Origin of the sequence: Flavitalea plasmicola, from assembly GCF_030546645.1 — a bacterium.
Taxonomy (GTDB): Bacteria; Bacteroidota; Bacteroidia; order Chitinophagales; family Chitinophagaceae; genus Puia.
Genome location: NZ_JAUOTO010000009.1, coordinates 310,412 through 326,446 on the forward strand (window position 1 = coordinate 310,412; position 16,035 = coordinate 326,446).

13 protein-coding genes are annotated in these 16,035 nt (G+C 52.3%); 10 read left to right on the top strand and 3 right to left on the bottom strand.

The features are described 5' to 3' along the window. Positions 1-13: 13 nt before the first annotated feature. From thiC to thiH, 5 genes are read left to right on the top strand one after another with little or no spacing between them, the layout of a single operon-like run. Complete coding sequence (thiC, locus tag Q4E93_RS30740; RefSeq protein WP_303591776.1) at positions 14-1,699, top strand: phosphomethylpyrimidine synthase ThiC; 1,686 nt, start codon at positions 14-16, stop codon at positions 1,697-1,699. Continuing rightward, on the top strand, positions 1,696-2,319 hold the full coding sequence (locus Q4E93_RS30745) for a thiamine phosphate synthase (RefSeq protein ID WP_303591777.1): 624 nt from the start codon (positions 1,696-1,698) through the stop codon (positions 2,317-2,319). The genes thiC and Q4E93_RS30745 overlap by 4 nt, the downstream gene beginning before the upstream one ends. Continuing rightward, positions 2,309-3,076, top strand: a complete 768-nt coding sequence (locus tag Q4E93_RS30750; protein ID WP_303591778.1) for a hydroxymethylpyrimidine/phosphomethylpyrimidine kinase — start codon at positions 2,309-2,311, stop codon at positions 3,074-3,076. The genes Q4E93_RS30745 and Q4E93_RS30750 overlap by 11 nt, the downstream gene beginning before the upstream one ends. Further along, positions 3,052-4,470, top strand: coding sequence for a thiamine phosphate synthase (locus tag Q4E93_RS30755; RefSeq protein WP_303591779.1), 1,419 nt, complete (start codon positions 3,052-3,054; stop codon positions 4,468-4,470). Before Q4E93_RS30750 ends, Q4E93_RS30755 begins: the two co-directional genes overlap by 25 nt. A gap of 10 nt (positions 4,471-4,480) precedes the next feature. Then, a complete protein-coding gene (thiH, locus tag Q4E93_RS30760) occupies positions 4,481-5,665 on the top strand; it encodes a 2-iminoacetate synthase ThiH (protein ID WP_303591780.1) in 1,185 nt (394 codons plus the stop codon). Between the two features lie 65 nt (positions 5,666-5,730). Here thiH and Q4E93_RS30765 read toward each other — a convergent pair whose 3' ends face one another. Both Q4E93_RS30765 and Q4E93_RS30770 read right to left on the bottom strand, forming a co-directional pair. Continuing rightward, positions 5,731-7,662 (bottom strand): LamG-like jellyroll fold domain-containing protein, encoded by a 1,932-nt coding sequence (locus Q4E93_RS30765; RefSeq protein ID WP_303591781.1) that lies wholly within the window; start codon positions 7,660-7,662, stop codon positions 5,731-5,733. Positions 7,663-7,887: 225 nt separating this feature from the next. Beyond that, positions 7,888-8,757 (bottom strand): helix-turn-helix domain-containing protein, encoded by an 870-nt coding sequence (locus Q4E93_RS30770; RefSeq protein WP_303591782.1) that lies wholly within the window; start codon positions 8,755-8,757, stop codon positions 7,888-7,890. Between the two features lie 98 nt (positions 8,758-8,855). On the opposite strand from Q4E93_RS30770, the gene Q4E93_RS30775 reads away from it, so the two are divergent. The 5 genes from Q4E93_RS30775 (at position 8,856) to Q4E93_RS30795 (ending at position 14,323) form a co-directional block, all read left to right on the top strand. Beyond that, on the top strand, positions 8,856-9,674 hold the full coding sequence (locus Q4E93_RS30775) for a phytanoyl-CoA dioxygenase family protein (protein WP_303591783.1): 819 nt from the start codon (positions 8,856-8,858) through the stop codon (positions 9,672-9,674). An 872-nt stretch (positions 9,675-10,546) separates the two neighbouring features. Then, positions 10,547-10,951, top strand: a complete 405-nt coding sequence (locus Q4E93_RS30780; protein WP_303591784.1) for a response regulator — start codon at positions 10,547-10,549, stop codon at positions 10,949-10,951. Positions 10,952-11,089: 138 nt separating this feature from the next. Then, positions 11,090-12,256: a sugar transferase gene (locus tag Q4E93_RS30785; protein ID WP_303591785.1), complete on the top strand. Its 1,167-nt coding sequence runs from the start codon at positions 11,090-11,092 to the stop codon at positions 12,254-12,256. Between the two features lies 1 nt (position 12,257). Next, the gene (locus tag Q4E93_RS30790; protein ID WP_303591786.1) at positions 12,258-13,172 is read left to right on the top strand and encodes a glycosyltransferase family 2 protein; all 915 of its coding nucleotides are present in this window, start codon (positions 12,258-12,260) and stop codon (positions 13,170-13,172) included. Next, positions 13,169-14,323, top strand: coding sequence for a glycosyltransferase (locus Q4E93_RS30795; RefSeq protein ID WP_303591787.1), 1,155 nt, complete (start codon positions 13,169-13,171; stop codon positions 14,321-14,323). Before Q4E93_RS30790 ends, Q4E93_RS30795 begins: the two co-directional genes overlap by 4 nt. Here the strand turns inward: Q4E93_RS30795 and Q4E93_RS30800 are convergent. Beyond that, positions 14,250-15,698 carry a hypothetical protein gene (locus Q4E93_RS30800; protein WP_303591788.1) on the bottom strand — a complete coding sequence of 483 codons (1,449 nt, stop codon included), beginning with the start codon at positions 15,696-15,698 and terminating at the stop codon, positions 14,250-14,252. The genes Q4E93_RS30795 and Q4E93_RS30800 overlap by 74 nt on opposite strands. Positions 15,699-16,035: the final 337 nt, after the last annotated feature.

Sequence of the window (16,035 nt, forward strand, 5' to 3'; positions counted from 1 at the left end):
AAATACCATATATATGAAGAAAGATATCACTCCTGGTGACCATGTCATCAGCAGGGAGCCTTTTCCCGCAAGCAGAAAGGTCTATGTGAAAGGCGAGCTGCATGATATTCATGTCGCCATGCGCGAGATCACCGTAGGCAATACGGTAGACAGGCACAGCGACACGGAGACGTCCAACCCTCCTGTGACGGTGTATGACACCAGTGGTCCGTATACTGATCCCGGGGTTGCCATCGATCTTGTTCGCGGATTGCCTCGTCTCCGGGAAGAATGGGTGAAGGGGAGAAGGGGGCAGCCCAATGTGACGCAGCTGCATTATGCGCGGAAGGGGATCATAACGCCGGAGATGGAGTATATCGCTATCAGGGAGAACCAGGGGACCGGAGGGGCGATAACTCCCGAGTTTGTCCGGCAGGAAGTGGCGAGGGGCAGGGCCGTCATTCCCGCGAATATTAACCATCCGGAGGCCGAGCCTATGATCATCGGGAGGAATTTCCTTGTAAAGATCAATGCCAATATTGGTAATTCTGCTGTCAGCTCCGGCATCGAGGAAGAGGTGGAGAAGGCTGTATGGGCCTGCCGGTGGGGAGCCGATACGATCATGGACCTGTCCACCGGAAAGAATATCCATGAGACGCGGGAATGGATCCTGCGCAATACGCCCGTCCCTGTGGGCACCGTACCTATTTACCAGGCATTGGAAAAGACCGGCGGTAAGGCAGAAGATCTTACCTGGGAAATATACCGGGACACGCTGATAGAGCAGGCAGAGCAGGGGGTGGATTATTTCACCATTCATGCGGGTGTACTGCTACGTTATATTCCTCTTACGGCCAGGCGTGTCACGGGTATTGTGTCGCGTGGCGGGTCCATCATGGCAAAGTGGTGCCTTGCGCATCACCGGGAGAGCTTCCTTTATACACATTTTGAAGAGATATGCGAGATCATGAAAGCTTATGACGTCTCGTTTTCCCTTGGGGACGGACTTCGTCCGGGCTCCATTGCGGATGCCAATGATGCCGCGCAATTCGCCGAGCTGGAGACGTTGGGCGAGCTGACGAAAGTTGCCTGGAAGCATGATTGCCAGGTGATCATCGAGGGACCTGGTCATATCCCGATGCACCTGATAAAGGAGAATATGGACAAGCAGCTGAAGGAATGCCATGAAGCGCCTTTTTACACGCTGGGTCCTTTGACGACGGACATAGCGCCCGGCTATGATCATATCACTTCTGCCATCGGGGCCGCTATGATCGGTTGGTATGGCACCGCCATGCTGTGTTATGTCACTCCCAAGGAGCATCTGGGACTTCCCAATAAGAAGGATGTGAAGGACGGGGTGATCGCTTATAAGATCGCGGCGCATGCGGCGGACCTGGCGAAGGGGCATCCCGGGGCGCAGCACCGGGACAATGCACTCAGCAAGGCGCGTTTTGAGTTCCGCTGGCAGGACCAGTTCAATCTTTCCCTGGATCCGGATACGGCCCGGGCATTCCATGATGAAACGCTCCCTGCCGAAGGGGCGAAGATCGCTCACTTCTGCAGCATGTGCGGACCTCATTTCTGTAGTATGAAGATCACGCAGGAAGTGCGGCGCTTTGCAGAGGAGAAAGGCATCAGCGAGGAGGTGGCAGTGGAAGCCGGCATGAAGGAAAGGTCGGAGGCGTTCAAACAGGCAGGATCGGAGGTCTATTTATGATATCGAAGAAGTTCTTATTAGCAGTGATCACAGCCGAGGCGACCTGGGCGGGAGAGGAGGATTGTCTGTGCGCGATGCTGGAGGCCGGTGTGGAGAAGCTGCATATACGGAAGAGAGAAGGGGCGGAGGCGTTGTTGAAGCGGCTGGCTTTGCGATGGGGTTCGCGGCTGGTGCTGCATGGGGGAATGGAAGCGGTGGAGCTGGCGCGGGCGTATGGAGTTCCACAGGTGCATGGGCATTGGCATAAGCCCTGGGAGGGAATGGGGGGGAATGATGCAGGACCGGGCGGCAGGAGGATCTTGCTTTCGGCGAGCCTTCATTCCTGGGAGGAGGTGAGGGCGGTGGTTCCCGGGCGGTTGGAATATGTCTTTTTAAGCCCCCTGTTCGACAGCATCTCCAAGCCCGGTTATAGGGCGGGGGAGGGATTGCTCAGGCGACCGGAGGGTGTTGCTCCGTGTGGTTTGATAGGCTTGGGAGGGATCGATAAGGATACGATCGGGCAGGTGATAGAACACGGGTGGGATGGGGCGGCCGTGCTGGGAGCTATCTGGGAGAAGCCTTCGGAAGCCGTGGAGCGTTTTTTACACTTAAAAGGGATGGTTGAGGGATATGAAAGATAGTCGTCCAAGAGTATTGGTGGTTGCGGGATTCGACCAGAGTGGCGGAGCGGGGGTCCTGTCGGATGTCAAGACGCTGGAGGCGCATGGGGTGTATGGTTATGCCGTATGTACGGGGCTGACCTTTCAGAACGAGCGGACTATCACGCGTGTGCACTGGTATTCGGAGTCGGATATTTTTGAACAGATAGATCTTTGTTTTGAGCAGGGAAGTTTCGAGTGGGTGAAGATAGGCGTGGGCAGGAGTATTGCTGTGCTGGCATCCATCATCGGACATTTGAAGCAGCATAATCCGGAAGTGAGGATCGTGCTGGATCCTGTGATCAGGGCCAGCAGCGGTAAGGATTTCTGGGAGGGTACGGACCTGGAGGGTTTTGATCTCCTGGCCCGGCAATGCTGGCTGGTGACGCCCAATTGGGAGGAGATCGCATGGCTTTATCCCAATGAGGACATTCCGGAAGTCAGCCGCCGGCTGTCGGGGCTTTGCAACTTATATCTGAAAGGAGGGCATCATCCGCAGCTGCGGGGCAGGGATTATCTATGGAGCAAAGGGGAGCTGCGTGTGCTGGAGCCGTCGGTGGAAGCGGGGGCTATTTATCCCAAGCATGGGTCGGGCTGTGTACTGTCTTCTTCGCTGGCCGCGAACCTGGCGCTGGGATATGCTTTGCCGGAGGCCGCCGTGCGATCAAAAAGATATATCGAACAATTTTTAACCAGTAATAAAACTGCATTAGGATGGCATCGACTACCGGAAAAATAAGCGGATTGAATTTTATTACCAGGGATGAGGCACTTCTGACGCACCTGGAGCAGGTGGAGGCGGCCTGTCGCGCCGGGATCCGGTGGATACAACTGCGGATGAAGCAGGCGGATGAAGCTACATTCCGTGAAACGGCATTGGCGGCCGGCAAGATCTGCGACGCCTGGGGTTGTACATTGATCCTCAATGACCGGGTGGGATTAGCGGCGGAAGTAGGTGCGCATGGGGTGCATGTGGGTAAGGAGGATATGTCGGTGGGAGAGGCACGGCGGCTGCTGGGCAGGGGGTTTATCATTGGAGGAACGGCCAATACAATCGAAGATATCCGGGAGCATCACCGGCAAGGGGCTGATTATATAGGACTGGGGCCATTCCGGTGGACCAGCACGAAGAAAAACCTCAGTCCTTTATTGGGATTGGAGGGGTATCAGCGGATCATGGCACAGATGAGGGAGGAAGGGATCGAACTACCGGTGGTAGCCATTGGCGGGATAGCGCCAGAGGATATAGGGGCATTGATGGATGCGGGGGTCTATGGGATCGCTTTTTCGGGAGTGCTGGCGCATGCCGATGATTGGGCTGGCACGGTGCGCACGCTGGAAGCGGCAGTGCGGGGAGGGGGTAGTGCGCTGACCATTGCGGGCAGGACATTCAGGTCCAGGTTGTTTACGGGCACCGGAAAGTTCGGGTCCCCGTCGTTGATGGAAAGCGCTTTGGTGGCCAGTGGGTCCGAGCTGGTAACAGTGGCGTTGAAACGGGTGGATGTGCGTCGATCGGATGCCGACGACCTGCTGCTGCATTTGCGTCACCCCCATATTCATCTATTGCCGAATACGTCCGGGGTCCGGACTGCGAAGGAGGCCGTATTTGCGGCTGAGCTTGCCCGTGAGGCGTTGGGGACGCATTGGCTGAAGCTGGAGATACATCCTGATCCGAGGTGGCTGCTGCCTGATCCTGTTGAGACCTTGCTGGCGGCGGAAATATTGGTAAAGAAAGGATTTGTGGTACTGCCTTATATTCATGCGGACCCGGTGTTATGCAGGAGGCTGGAGGATGTGGGTGTGGCTGCCGTAATGCCTTTGGGTTCGCCTATTGGGAGCAATAAGGGATTGCGGACGCGGGATTTCCTGGAGATCATCATTGCGCAGAGCCGGGTGCCAGTGGTGGTGGATGCAGGCATCGGCGCGCCTTCCGATGCTGCCGGCGCACTCGAGATGGGTGCTGATGCGGTGTTGGTGAATACGGCGATAGCCGCCAGCGCCCATCCTGTACAAATGGCGAGGGCTTTCAGGCTGGCTGTGGAAGGTGGCAGGATGGCTTATGAGGCGAAGCTGGCGCCGGCATCGGCGGAGGCTGTAGCCAGCAGTCCTTTGACGGCTTTTTTAGATGTATAAATCTTTATCTATGTTCTCAAAGATATTTCAGCGGGAGGAGTGGGGCCTTGTTAAAAGCAGTATTTATAGTAAGACCGCGGCGGATGTGGAGCGGGCTTTGGCGCGTGACAGTCGTGACCTGGAGGATTTCAAGGCGCTTATTTCTCCCGCGGCGGCGCCTTACCTGGAGACGATGGCACAGATGAGCCACCGGCTTACCATCAAGCGCTTTGGGAAGGTGATGCAACTGTATATCCCATTATATCTATCCAACGAATGCCAGAACATCTGTACTTATTGCGGCTTCAGCTATGACAATAAGATCCGGCGCAGGACGCTGAGCGCGGGAGAATTACTGAAAGAGGCGGACGTCATCAGGCAGATGGGATATGAGCATGTCCTGCTGGTAAGCGGGGAGGCCAATCAGACTGTAGGGGTGGATTATTTTATTAAAGCGCTGCAGGTGGTGCGGCCGCATTTTGCGAATATTTCCATGGAGGTGCAGCCGCTGGACCAGGAAGATTATGAGCGATTGATACAGGAGGGGCTGCATACCGTGCTGGTGTACCAGGAGACCTACCACCGGGAGGATTACAAGCTGCATCATCCGAAGGGAAAGAAATCGAATTTCGGGTACAGGCTGGAGACACCTGACCGGCTGGGTAGAGCCGGGATCCATAAGATGGGGTTGGGGGTATTGATCGGGCTGGAGGATTGGCGGACGGATAGTTTTTTTACGGCGATGCATCTGCGATACCTGGAGAAAGTGTATTGGCGGACGAAGTATTCCATTTCTTTTCCCAGGCTGCGGCCTTTTCAAGCTGCAAGCTACAAGCTGCAAGCTGCAAGTGATGAAGTAGGAGCTGTGAGTGGCGAGCTGCAAGCTGCAAGCGGGGCTATTCAGCCGAAGGTGGAGATGACGGACCGGGAGCTGATCCAGCTGATCTGCGCTTACCGATTGTTGGATGAAGAGGTGGAGCTGTCGTTATCCACGCGGGAAAGTCCATTATTCCGGGACCATGCGATCCGGCTGGGCATTACAGCGATCAGTGCGGGCTCGAGGACGAATCCGGGAGGGTATGCTGTTGATCCGGGGTCGTTAGAGCAATTTGAGATACATGATGACCGGAGTCCGGCGGCAATAGCTGCGATGATCCGGGGACAGGGCTATGAACCTGTGTGGAAGGATTGGGATGCTGTGCTGCAAATGAAATGAGAAAAAAAGCCCCCAAAATGTGTCTAACATTTTGGGGGCATATCAGATTGGCGGGCTTTTTTAATTTAGGGGATTAATATTTTTGTCGACAGCTCGTCGCCGATGGTATTGATCACCTTCACGAAATAGATGCCAGCCGGGAGTTGGGAGAGGGTGGTCTTCCCTGCGGAAAGACGACCTGCCTGGATCACGTTACCGGCGGCGTTAGAGATCGAATACAGTTCCGTGCTGCCTTTTTGCAGGAGTACCTCTACGGACCTGGCGCCTGTGGAGTACCAGATCAAATGGCCTGTACGGGTGAAGGACAGCACTTTTACCTCGCTGTAGGTGGGCGTAAGGTCAAGGTCCCTTTCCTTCAGGCGATAGTAGTTCCTGCCTTCGACGGGATCGTTATCCAAAAAGGCATAGGTCAGGAGGCCGTGGCTGTTGCCAGCCGCGGGGGTGCTGCCGATGTCTGTGTAGTCGATGCCGTTGGCACTTCTCTGGATGATGAAATCCTTGGTATTCTCTTCCTGGGCGGTCTGCCATTGAAGCAATGCGCTGTTGCCTTGTTTAGCCACTGTGAACCGGGTAATGGTAACAGGCAGAACGATGTTATGCAATGAGAAGTTAGAGGCCGAGGCGGATAACAGCGAAAAGTTGCTCAGGGTGCCATTATTGGTAAGGGGGGCATTGTCGACGGCTACTTTCAGGCCTGTGTTGTCCCCGTCCGGGATACCTTGGTCGAAGCTCCACACGGATAAGAGATTAGTTTCATTACCGGTAAGTGAATTGCCGATGTTGGTTGCTATCTGGGGGCCCGTGAGGGGTACTTTCCAGATGCGTACTTCGTCGATGCTACCATTCCATTGCTGTGAAAAGTCGACGCCGTTGCCACCGATGTGCAAAGGCTGGTTGAGGACAGCGTTGTCGTAACCATAGGGCGTATTGGTAATATAATTGCCGTTGACATACAGGGCCGTGGTATCTCCTGATGCTGCCGGGGCGGTGACCAAGGCTACATGGTACCATTTGTTGGCGGTGAAGCCGGCGGGATAGTCGATGTAGTGTACGCCATCAGCAGTGTTATGAATACCGATGCGGTTATTGCCAAAACTGTTGTCCAGGGTCATGGTGAAGTGAGATCCTCCAGGCCCACGATTGGCCAGGAAAGCGGACTCATTGGACAGGCTGCCGGGTTTGAGCCATGCTTCGACCGTACCTGTCGTCAGGTTAGCGGAATCGGAGATCATGTCCACCTGGGTATTATTCGTCACGTCGAAAGTGAGGGCGTTGTTTGAGGTCTGTATGGGAATGACCGGATGTGTGGGCGAACCGTTCAGGGTGAGGTCAACGCCGGTGGTCGCAGTGCTGTTGGCTGCGATGGCACCGGAGGTTTCATCCATTTTATAGTAAGCGAACAAGTGCGGTGTGGAAGGCAATACGGTGCCATACATGCCCGCCTTGATCTCCGCGGTCGTACGTATGGTATCCCAGATGCGCAGTTGGTCCAGCTTACCTGTGAAATAAGTGGTATTGTCCGTAGAGGTGCCCAACTGCGTCGGGGTGCCGCTTGATCCATTGAAATAGTTGAAATCCGTGGAGTCGACCATTCGCCCATTGAGATAAAGGTATCCCTGGAATGCATTGCCATCAATGGCCAGGGCGATGTGGTTCCATTGACCGATGGGAAGCTGGACGTCAGAGTCCAGCCAGGTATCTCCCATTAAGAGGTGGTTGCTATGGTCACCATCATAGCCAATGTAGAAAGCATTACCAGTGGGGCCTTGTGAAACAAAATAGTGCAGACCTGCCTGGGCAACGGGAACGTACACCCAAAATTCGACAGTAGCATTAAAGCCGATACTCGGCACGATGTAGGTATTAGCGCCGGCGGAGGCGTAATCCGAAGATAAGCTATCGAAGCTAAGACCTCTGTTAGTCTGCGCTGAAAGGGATAAGGAGCCAAACACTAGCATCAGCAACATGCAAAGCGCTGTTGTAAAATTTTTACACATAGAAATTGGATTTAGAATAGGATAGTGGTTTCAATAGAAAATCGATCTATTAAAACGACCCGTGGGACAAAATATTGTAAAACGGCAATGGCGGTGAATTTTCATTGATGTAAATGCCTGTCATAAGGGTTTTCATGGATGCAGTGGTCGTTCTTTGTCCGATCGAGGGTGCGTTTTAAAATGACCGTTATTTTCCTGTAAAAACTACTATCTGCGGAAGCGTATTTACGCGGTGGCGCCTTGCATAAATTTCCTGCGATAATTGAGCGGGCTGGTATGCATGCGGGCGCGAAATGTTTTGTAAAAGTGTGAGAGGTCACCGAAGCCGCAGTCGAAGCAGATGGCAGATATGGGTTCATTGGTTTGCACGAGCTGGCGGACGGCGTGGTCCAGTCTGTATTGGATGACTGTTTCCATAAAGGTTTTGCGCGTGATCTTCCTGAAGTAGCGGCAGAAGGCATTGGGGGACATGCCTGCGATGGCAGCGGCTTTTTCGAGGGATATGGGTTCCCGGAAATTTTCTACCAGCCAGGCGAATATGGGGTGGATCCTTTCGCGTTCGGCGGGCGTCAGGCCGGCTGTGATGCCGTTGGTATCCAGGGGGGCCAGGTCCTGCTCCAGGGCCAGTTCCTGGAGGAGCTCCAGGAACCTGATGAGCCTGCGGAAATCGTTTTTTTCGGCGGCCAGCGCATGGATACGGGGCTGGACGGAGCTGTTGGGGAACCGGATGCCGCAGAGGCTGCTGTGCAGGAGGCGTTGAATGGCACAGAGCTCGGCAGAGGAGAAAAAGCCTTGTCCCAGGCAGTCGGCAGCGAACTGGATGACAATGGAAGATGCGGCGCCGGCGGGTTCCAGTTTCCAGCAATGGGGAAGATTAGGGCCCAATAAGACCAGGTCACCAGGCTGAAAGCCGGCCAGATGGCTGCCTACGTAGCGTTTGCCGCTGCCGGCTGTGATGAGGGTCAGCTCGTATTCCGGGTGAAAATGAAAAGGAGCTCTAAAGCCTGATTCGTCGAATGTCGTGACGAGAAAGGAATGGCCGGTGGTAGGCTGCAGTACTTCATAAGCGGCTTTCAGCATTGCATTTTTTGTCAATAAATTTATGAATTTATCTTGATTGGGGTAATATTCCCCAGTATTTGGTCAATTTGCCCGTGCCTTTTTTCCGGATGAATGGCGTACTTAGCGGACATATGACAGCTCAAAAAAATTTAATGCCGCTGGATGATGTGCGCACTGTCACTTCTGCGCAGCGGGAGGAGTTCCGGGAGAACGGGCATATCCTCGTCAGGGGAGTATTGAGCCCTGATGAAGTGGCAGTCTACCGGCCTGTGGTAGCCGATGCCGTAAAGCGCCTGCGGACGGAGAAGCGCCGGCTTTCGGAAAGAGATACTTATGGGAAGGCATTTCTGCAGATAATGAACCTTTGGAGGGTGGATGAGGGGGTGCGACGCCTGGTACTGTCCAGGCGACTGGGCAAGATGGCGGCAGATCTGCTGGGCGTGGGCAATGTGCGGATCTACCATGATCAGGCCTTATTTAAAGAGCCTGGCGGCGGGCCTACTCCCTGGCATCAGGACCAGTATTACTGGCCTATCGACACGCCCAATACTGTCACGATGTGGATGCCGATGACGGATATTACGGTGGACATGGGCATGTTGACATTTGCTTCCGGCAGCCACAAGCGGGGAACTGTGCTGGACGAGGAGATCTCTGATGAGTCGGATAACAGCTACAGGAAGTATATAAAAGAAAATCAGTATGCAGTGACCCGGGCTGCGGGTATGCTGGCGGGCGATGCCACCTGGCATTACGGGAATACCGTGCATAGCGCCCCCGGCAATGACTCTGATAAAATGCGGGAGGTGATGACAATAATCTACATGGCTGACGGTGCGCGGATCACCCGGCCGAACAGCCCCGCGCAGACCAATGACCTGAACACCTGGCTGATGGGGTTACCACCGGGCCGGCTGGCAGCCTCTGAACTAAATCCCCTCGTGCTATGAATGACCGGAAGCCAGGCGCCTGCGAACTCCGGGGAAGATATTCTACGACAAGTGTGAAAATGTGATCCTTGCAATCAAGTTGGGTATCAAACCGGCAGCGGCGGGAGTGATTGGGGGGGTGGCACATGGATTGCTGGTGTATAAGCCGGCCGTTGCCTTTCAGACCGCGGCGTAAAAGAGACAGTAAGAAGGGCTGCCGGTGTCGATTCCCATTCCGGGAAATGTGAAGTGCAAGGCAAACAGCGTTGAGTTTTGTAATAGTAAATCCTGCAGTTTCCACCGTAGTTTCCGGAATGTGCACATGAACCAGGTAAGCGGTACTGCCAGGTGCAGTGGATGTGCCACGGCGATCGGAGGAGGGACGGAAACTTCGTGGGCGGCTACCCGTCAATGTTTACGGGGATTGCAGGAGAAAGGGGGGCATGTTTTCATTTATATATATTAATATATATGCGACCTGATAATTAATATGGGGATTATGTGGAAAATACCATCTTATGGGTATTTTTTATTCCGGGAAAAATTCCCAAATTGCACCCGGATACAAAAATAATAGAACAATAAATTTGAATAATAGAAAAACAATCATTAGTTTTATGTCACTATTAATGCATGCCATATTCAAGTCCTCTGAATAGTCGGCGAATATCTTTCGATGTATTTCTTTTGACAGTCCCACAAATCCTTGAAATTCCTTGTGTCTTTTGTAACGATTTGAATTAATAGTTTGATAATCCACATCACTATTCGGTAAAGCCTGCTTCGCGATCTGAGAAGTATCATTGTTTGATGCCAATACCTCTTGTAAGCCATTTCCATTGCCATCCTAGAAAGATTAAGTTTCTACTTAACCGCTTAAAAAGAAATTGGTGATGAAAAAGCAAATATTGGCGATCGATGACAGCAAGGCCATTCGTTTTTTGTTACAGACTGTTTTGGGAAAAGAATACAGTGTGATTACCGTGCCTGATGGATTTTCTGCGATGTATTATCTTTCCCACCGACAGATGCCTGATCTAATAATTGCAGACCCCCAGCTTCCGGATATGGAGAACTGGGAACTGATACAACAGCTTTCTTCCAGCGGGATGTACGGAGATATACCCCTAATCGTATTATCCGGACTGGAAAAGAAGGAAACAGAGTTGAAATGCCTGGAGTATGGTATTGTCAAGCATTTTGTGAAGCCCTTTAATCCTGTCGATCTGATGTCAGCCATCAGCGACCTGGTAAAGAGCCGGCAGCTGGACAAAGACCTATCCGCCATGGCAAGTTAAGAGGAAGTTATAGATTGGTATTGCTCACCGTATGAAATGCTTTGTGCTAAAGTGTAGTCCTTTTTGTAGAGCTATTTCCTATTAGGGCAAAACCGCTATTTCTGAACCACCGTATTTATGAAACCGTAAACCTTTTGTATGGATTTATTATTTCTACCCAAGACTGTAGAGAAAGGCCCTAGCTTCTTTCAGCGCATGACTTACCGTTCTTATGTTTCTGCCGAAACTACTGGTGTCCAGTATGGCGGCTTCTATTACATTGGTAAGACTACTGCCCATATCGAGAAACTGGTAAGCGTTTACAAAAGGGGCTATGCTTCAGAGGGTTTAGACAATGTGAAGGCCGAATTACTGAGAAGCCTTCAGCAGGAAAGGAATCTGATCCCGGAAGTCATACTCTGCGAAGCCCGGTTTGACTACGTTTCTATCCGCAAATTCAGCCATTTCTTACGGAATCATCCTGTACTGTCCTGCATTCCTTTCATTCTGGATGCGTCCGGGCTGAACGAGCAGCAGCTGGAGCAATATAAACTTAACACACGTCCTGACGAGATCATATTTTTGCAAAATTTCGATGATAAGAGCCTGAAATTAAAGATCCAGTTCCTTCGTAAGGTGAAAGCCGTTGTAGCGCATGCGCCTGCGCCCCGGATCGAAGAGAACACCGTAGTACGGAGATTTCATCCCGGGCCCTTGTCAAAAAGGACTTTCGACGTGCTGATATCTTCCTTTGCCCTGTTGTTGTTGAGTCCTTTGTTCCTCTTGATAGCCATTGCCATACGGCTGGAATCCCGTGGTTCTATCTTTTACATTGCACAAAGGGCTGGCAGGGGCTATCGCATTTTCAACTTTTACAAGTTCCGGACCATGCATCAGGATGCCGACAAGCAGATTGGTGAACTGAAGCATTTGAATCAATATGATGACGAGAATTCCGGTCCTGTATTCTTCAAGATCAATAATGATCCCCGTATCACTAAAGTGGGCAGCTTTTTACGTAATACGAGCCTGGATGAGCTGCCGCAGCTGTTCAATGTCTTTCTGGGGCATATGTCCCTGGTGGGTAACCGCCCTTTGCCTTTATATGAGGCTGCCGCGCTGACCACGGACGATTATGCGGCCCGGTTTATGGCTCCGGCTGGTATTACCGGTCTGTGGCAGGTGAAGAAGAGGGGTAATAAAGATATGTCTATACAGGAAAGGATCAATATGGACATCGATTATGCTACCAAGTGTAATTTTGCCACGGATCTTTGGATAATAGCCAACACCCCTTCCGCGTTGTTGCAGAAGGAGAATGTTTAAAATGACGATGCCGGAGGCGGATACATATCCCCTGATTTCCATTATTACGCTGAACTGGAACACTACGGATGTGACCTGTGAGTTTCTTCGTTCCATCCGGGAGCAGAATAACTATCCCCGAATCGAGGTGATTGTGGTGGACAATGCGTCCAGTGAAGATCCCACTGCCGCTTTTCTGACGGCTTATCCCGATGCCATTGTTGTCCGGAACGAAGCCAACCTGGGTTTTTCGGCCGGAAATAATGCGGGTATACGGGCAGCTAAAGGTGAATATCTTTTTATCGTCAACAATGATACGGAATTCACGCCCGGCCTGCTGGAGGGTTTGCTGAAGATATTCCGTACCTATCCGGACGCGGGCATGGCCAGCCCGAAATTCCATTACTTTTTTGAGAAAGGGACCATTGAATATGCTGGTTACGAACAGGTGAACATCCTGACGGGTCGGAACGGTATGGTCGGTTGCCGGGAAAAGGACGAAGGGCAATATGATGAGGTGCGTCCCACTCATTATGTACATGGGGGTGGTATGATGGTACCCCGGCGGGTGGTGGATGAAGTAGGGCTTATGCCTGAGATATTCTTCCTGTATTACGAGGAGCTGGACTGGAGCGAGCAGATCAAGCGAAAGGGCTATTCCATCTATTACCAACCCGCCTCGCTCATCTATCATAAGGAATCCATGACGACCGGCAGGTCCAGTCCCCTGAAGACATTTTATCTTACGCGCAACAGGATACTTTTTATGCGCAGGAATGTTGCCTGGCCTGCCTTCCTGGTATTTACCACTTATTTCTTATTTTTCACGATGCCAAAGAACACCCTGAGCTATCTTGTCAGGGGGCAGTCGGCCCATCTGAAGTCTTTCTGGAAGGGGGTCTTATGGCAGTTCAATTCCAAAATCTCTTTTAAGTGAGACCTACGACAAAGAAAATAAAAGTGCTGGAGAGTATCCGCCAGGGAAAGATCGGGGGTGGGGAATCGCATTTGCTGAACCTGGTAGAGAACCTTGACCGGAACAGGTTTGATCCTGTGGTCCTTTCTTTCACGGACGGGCCAATGATCGACCGGCTGAAGCAGATGGAGGTGGATGCTGACGTGATCTATACGGAGACGCCTTTTGATGTCCGCAAATGGGGGGCTGTTAAAAGATATCTGAAGGAAAAACAGGTACAGCTGATCCATGCGCATGGAACCAGGGCCAGCTCGAATGTCCTATGGGCGGCGCGATCACTGGGCATCCCTGTGGTATACACCATTCATGGGTGGTCGTTCCATCCTGACCAGCAGCCATTATTGCGGAAGCTGCGAATCGCGGGTGAAAGGTATATTACCGGGCGGACGGCTGTAAATATCTCGGTGTCCGAGGCCAACAAAGCTTCCGGGAAGGAGAACATTCCTTCATTTCACAGTACGCTGGTGAATTATGGTATCGATCAGAAGCGCTTTTCACCCTCGGCAGTAACGAAGGATGTGAGGGCGGAGCTAGGGATCGGGCGGGAAAAGCTGCTGGTGTTGTTTATTGCGCGTTTCACGTTGCAAAAGCAGCCACTGGCTATGATCAGGGGGTTCCGGGAAGCGTTGCAGCGGGTGCCGGGGATGCATTTGCTGATGGTGGGGGATGGGGAGCTGAAGGGAGAGGCTATACAATTGAGCAGAGAGCTGGGGTTGGAGAAGGACATTACTTTTGTCACTTTCCGGCAGGATGTGCCGGATGTCCTGGCTGCAGCCGATATTTTTGTCCTGCCCAGTTTGTGGGAAGGGCTGCCGATAGGGCTGCTGGAGGCTATGGCCATGGGAAAGGCCATTATTGCGTCGGATGTGGATGGGACGGGAGAGGTGTTGAAGAATGGCGTCAACGGGGTATTGATCCGGACGGCCAATCTTGTGGAGGAGCTGACAGCGGCATTGGTTCGACTTGCCCAGGACCCGGAGAGCAGGAAAAAGTTCCAGGAAAGAGTGGTGGAGACGATCAATGAAAAATTCAATGTCATCACGATGACGCGTGCGATAGAGACGATCTATGACGACGTGCTGAAAGGCGATGTTGCACGTTATAAAGGGTAGTTGCCGCCAGGATAAGGAACAAGGGCTCCACTTCATAGCGAAAACGCATATTCTCATAATGTTCGAACAGGGAGCTTACGCAAAATACATAGCCAATGACGGCAAAGAGGAACAGGGTAAGGTCGTCTATCCGGCGCGTTGTTACGATGCGGTTTATCCACCAGGCAAAAACGATGAAATAGATGATGAACTTGGGGATTGCCGAGAGGGTGAGGGCGATCCTTCTGGCCTGTTTGCCTTTGGCAAAATGGGAGAGATTGAAGGAATAGAGCAAGTCATAATATTTGATCTTCCGGACTTCCGGTTCCATCACGGAATAGCGGGTAGCCGGTGCGAAGAAAATGATGCCTGATTGGAGCACATTTTTCAGATAGCCTGCCGGGTGCCGGCTGATCTGCCGGCGGCAGGCGGCCATGTATAAGTTTGAGACCGCGATATAGCCAATGTGTTTCTCGTTGATAAAGCTGTCATTTTTCATTTCTTCATGCAGGTCGGCCAGCGGCAGGCTGCCATACCGGGTGGTATCGGCTGCCGAGAGGAAGGGGTGATAGGCCGAGATGCGGGAAAAGGGCTCTATGGCTGCGATGTCGGAGGAGTCGGAGATCGTGGTGTCGTGGAAGACATTCCTGGCGAGGTTCATGCCCATCCAGGTGGAGGAGGAAAAGACGCCAAAGAGCTTGTAATTATGGAAATACCAGGATCCGGCCAGTAACAGGGTAAGGAGGCTGCCGGCGGCCAGGCGTTTGACGGCGGGCTTTTTACGGTGATATATGATGAGCGCGGCAGTGATCACGAAGAGCCAGGCGAGGTGGTAAAGGCTGCGGGTCATCGTGACGGTCAGCAGGGGGAGCAGAAAGCCGCAGGTATTGGACCAGCGAATGCCTGTGCGGAAGGAGATGAGGGAGAGGCTGCTGACCAGTAACAGGAAAGATATGAAAATGGTGTAGAATAGTTCGTGTTCGAAAATGATGGAGGCGGGGCTCAGGAGATAGAGGAGGGTGAAGCCCAGGGGGAGCCGGCTGGGGCGGGCAGGCGGGGTGCCGGGAGGAGGCAGGGTACGGCTGAGGATAGTCAGCAGCAGCAGGGCATTGGCAAGTGAAATGATTTTGAGAATGAGAATGAAGGCCGTACGGGCGTGGGTGCCGGCGATCTTAACGACGAGACCCAGGAACAGATTGAATGCGGGTGGTTGGGTATGATCGTACCAGAGCCCTTCCAAAAGATGGTCCTTCAAGGTGTTGGCGTCCAGGTACTGCCAGTTCCGGAAAAGCGCTTCAAAGTCCATCCGAGTGCCGAAGCCGAAAATGATGGCGCGGGAAACTAAAAATACGATGATGATGAGCCAGGCATCCCTGGAAATGGGTAGTTTCTTCATTGGGGGCTTGTACGCTGTAAAATACAACGAAGGGGCCGGATGTGGGTAATTCCTTAGGATTTTTTGTTAAAAAGCTTACAAACCTGGAAAAAAATATTACCTTAGCACTCTAATTAAGCCCTCTCCTAATACCACTCTGATCATCTCCAAGATCCCTTGAACTAGCCTGTTGATCGTCTACAATCCTTTCTCCTCCCAGGTTTGATGACACTTCCATCTTCCATGAATGACTGGTGAAATCCTTCCAATTTCCTCCATCAGAACATCGTCGTCTTTAAAGTACAATTATCCTCTTGCCAAGATTTTTGTGTATAGCGGCATATGTCGAACCATGAAC

Excerpts from the sequence above, each read along its gene's own strand:
- thiC (WP_303591776.1), top strand. The coding sequence starts at position 14 with ATGAAGAAAGATATCACTCCTGGTGACCATGTCATCAGCAGGGAGCCT.
- Q4E93_RS30745 (WP_303591777.1), top strand. The coding sequence starts at position 1,696 with ATGATATCGAAGAAGTTCTTATTAGCAGTGATCACAGCCGAGGCGACC.
- Q4E93_RS30750 (WP_303591778.1), top strand. The coding sequence starts at position 2,309 with ATGAAAGATAGTCGTCCAAGAGTATTGGTGGTTGCGGGATTCGACCAG.
- Q4E93_RS30755 (WP_303591779.1), top strand. The coding sequence starts at position 3,052 with ATGGCATCGACTACCGGAAAAATAAGCGGATTGAATTTTATTACCAGG.
- thiH (WP_303591780.1), top strand. The coding sequence starts at position 4,481 with ATGTTCTCAAAGATATTTCAGCGGGAGGAGTGGGGCCTTGTTAAAAGC.
- Q4E93_RS30765 (WP_303591781.1), bottom strand. The coding sequence starts at position 7,662 with ATGTGTAAAAATTTTACAACAGCGCTTTGCATGTTGCTGATGCTAGTG.
- Q4E93_RS30775 (WP_303591783.1), top strand. The coding sequence starts at position 8,856 with ATGACAGCTCAAAAAAATTTAATGCCGCTGGATGATGTGCGCACTGTC.
- Q4E93_RS30780 (WP_303591784.1), top strand. The coding sequence starts at position 10,547 with ATGAAAAAGCAAATATTGGCGATCGATGACAGCAAGGCCATTCGTTTT.
- Q4E93_RS30785 (WP_303591785.1), top strand. The coding sequence starts at position 11,090 with ATGGATTTATTATTTCTACCCAAGACTGTAGAGAAAGGCCCTAGCTTC.
- Q4E93_RS30790 (WP_303591786.1), top strand. The coding sequence starts at position 12,258 with ATGACGATGCCGGAGGCGGATACATATCCCCTGATTTCCATTATTACG.
- Q4E93_RS30800 (WP_303591788.1), bottom strand. The coding sequence starts at position 15,698 with ATGAAGAAACTACCCATTTCCAGGGATGCCTGGCTCATCATCATCGTA.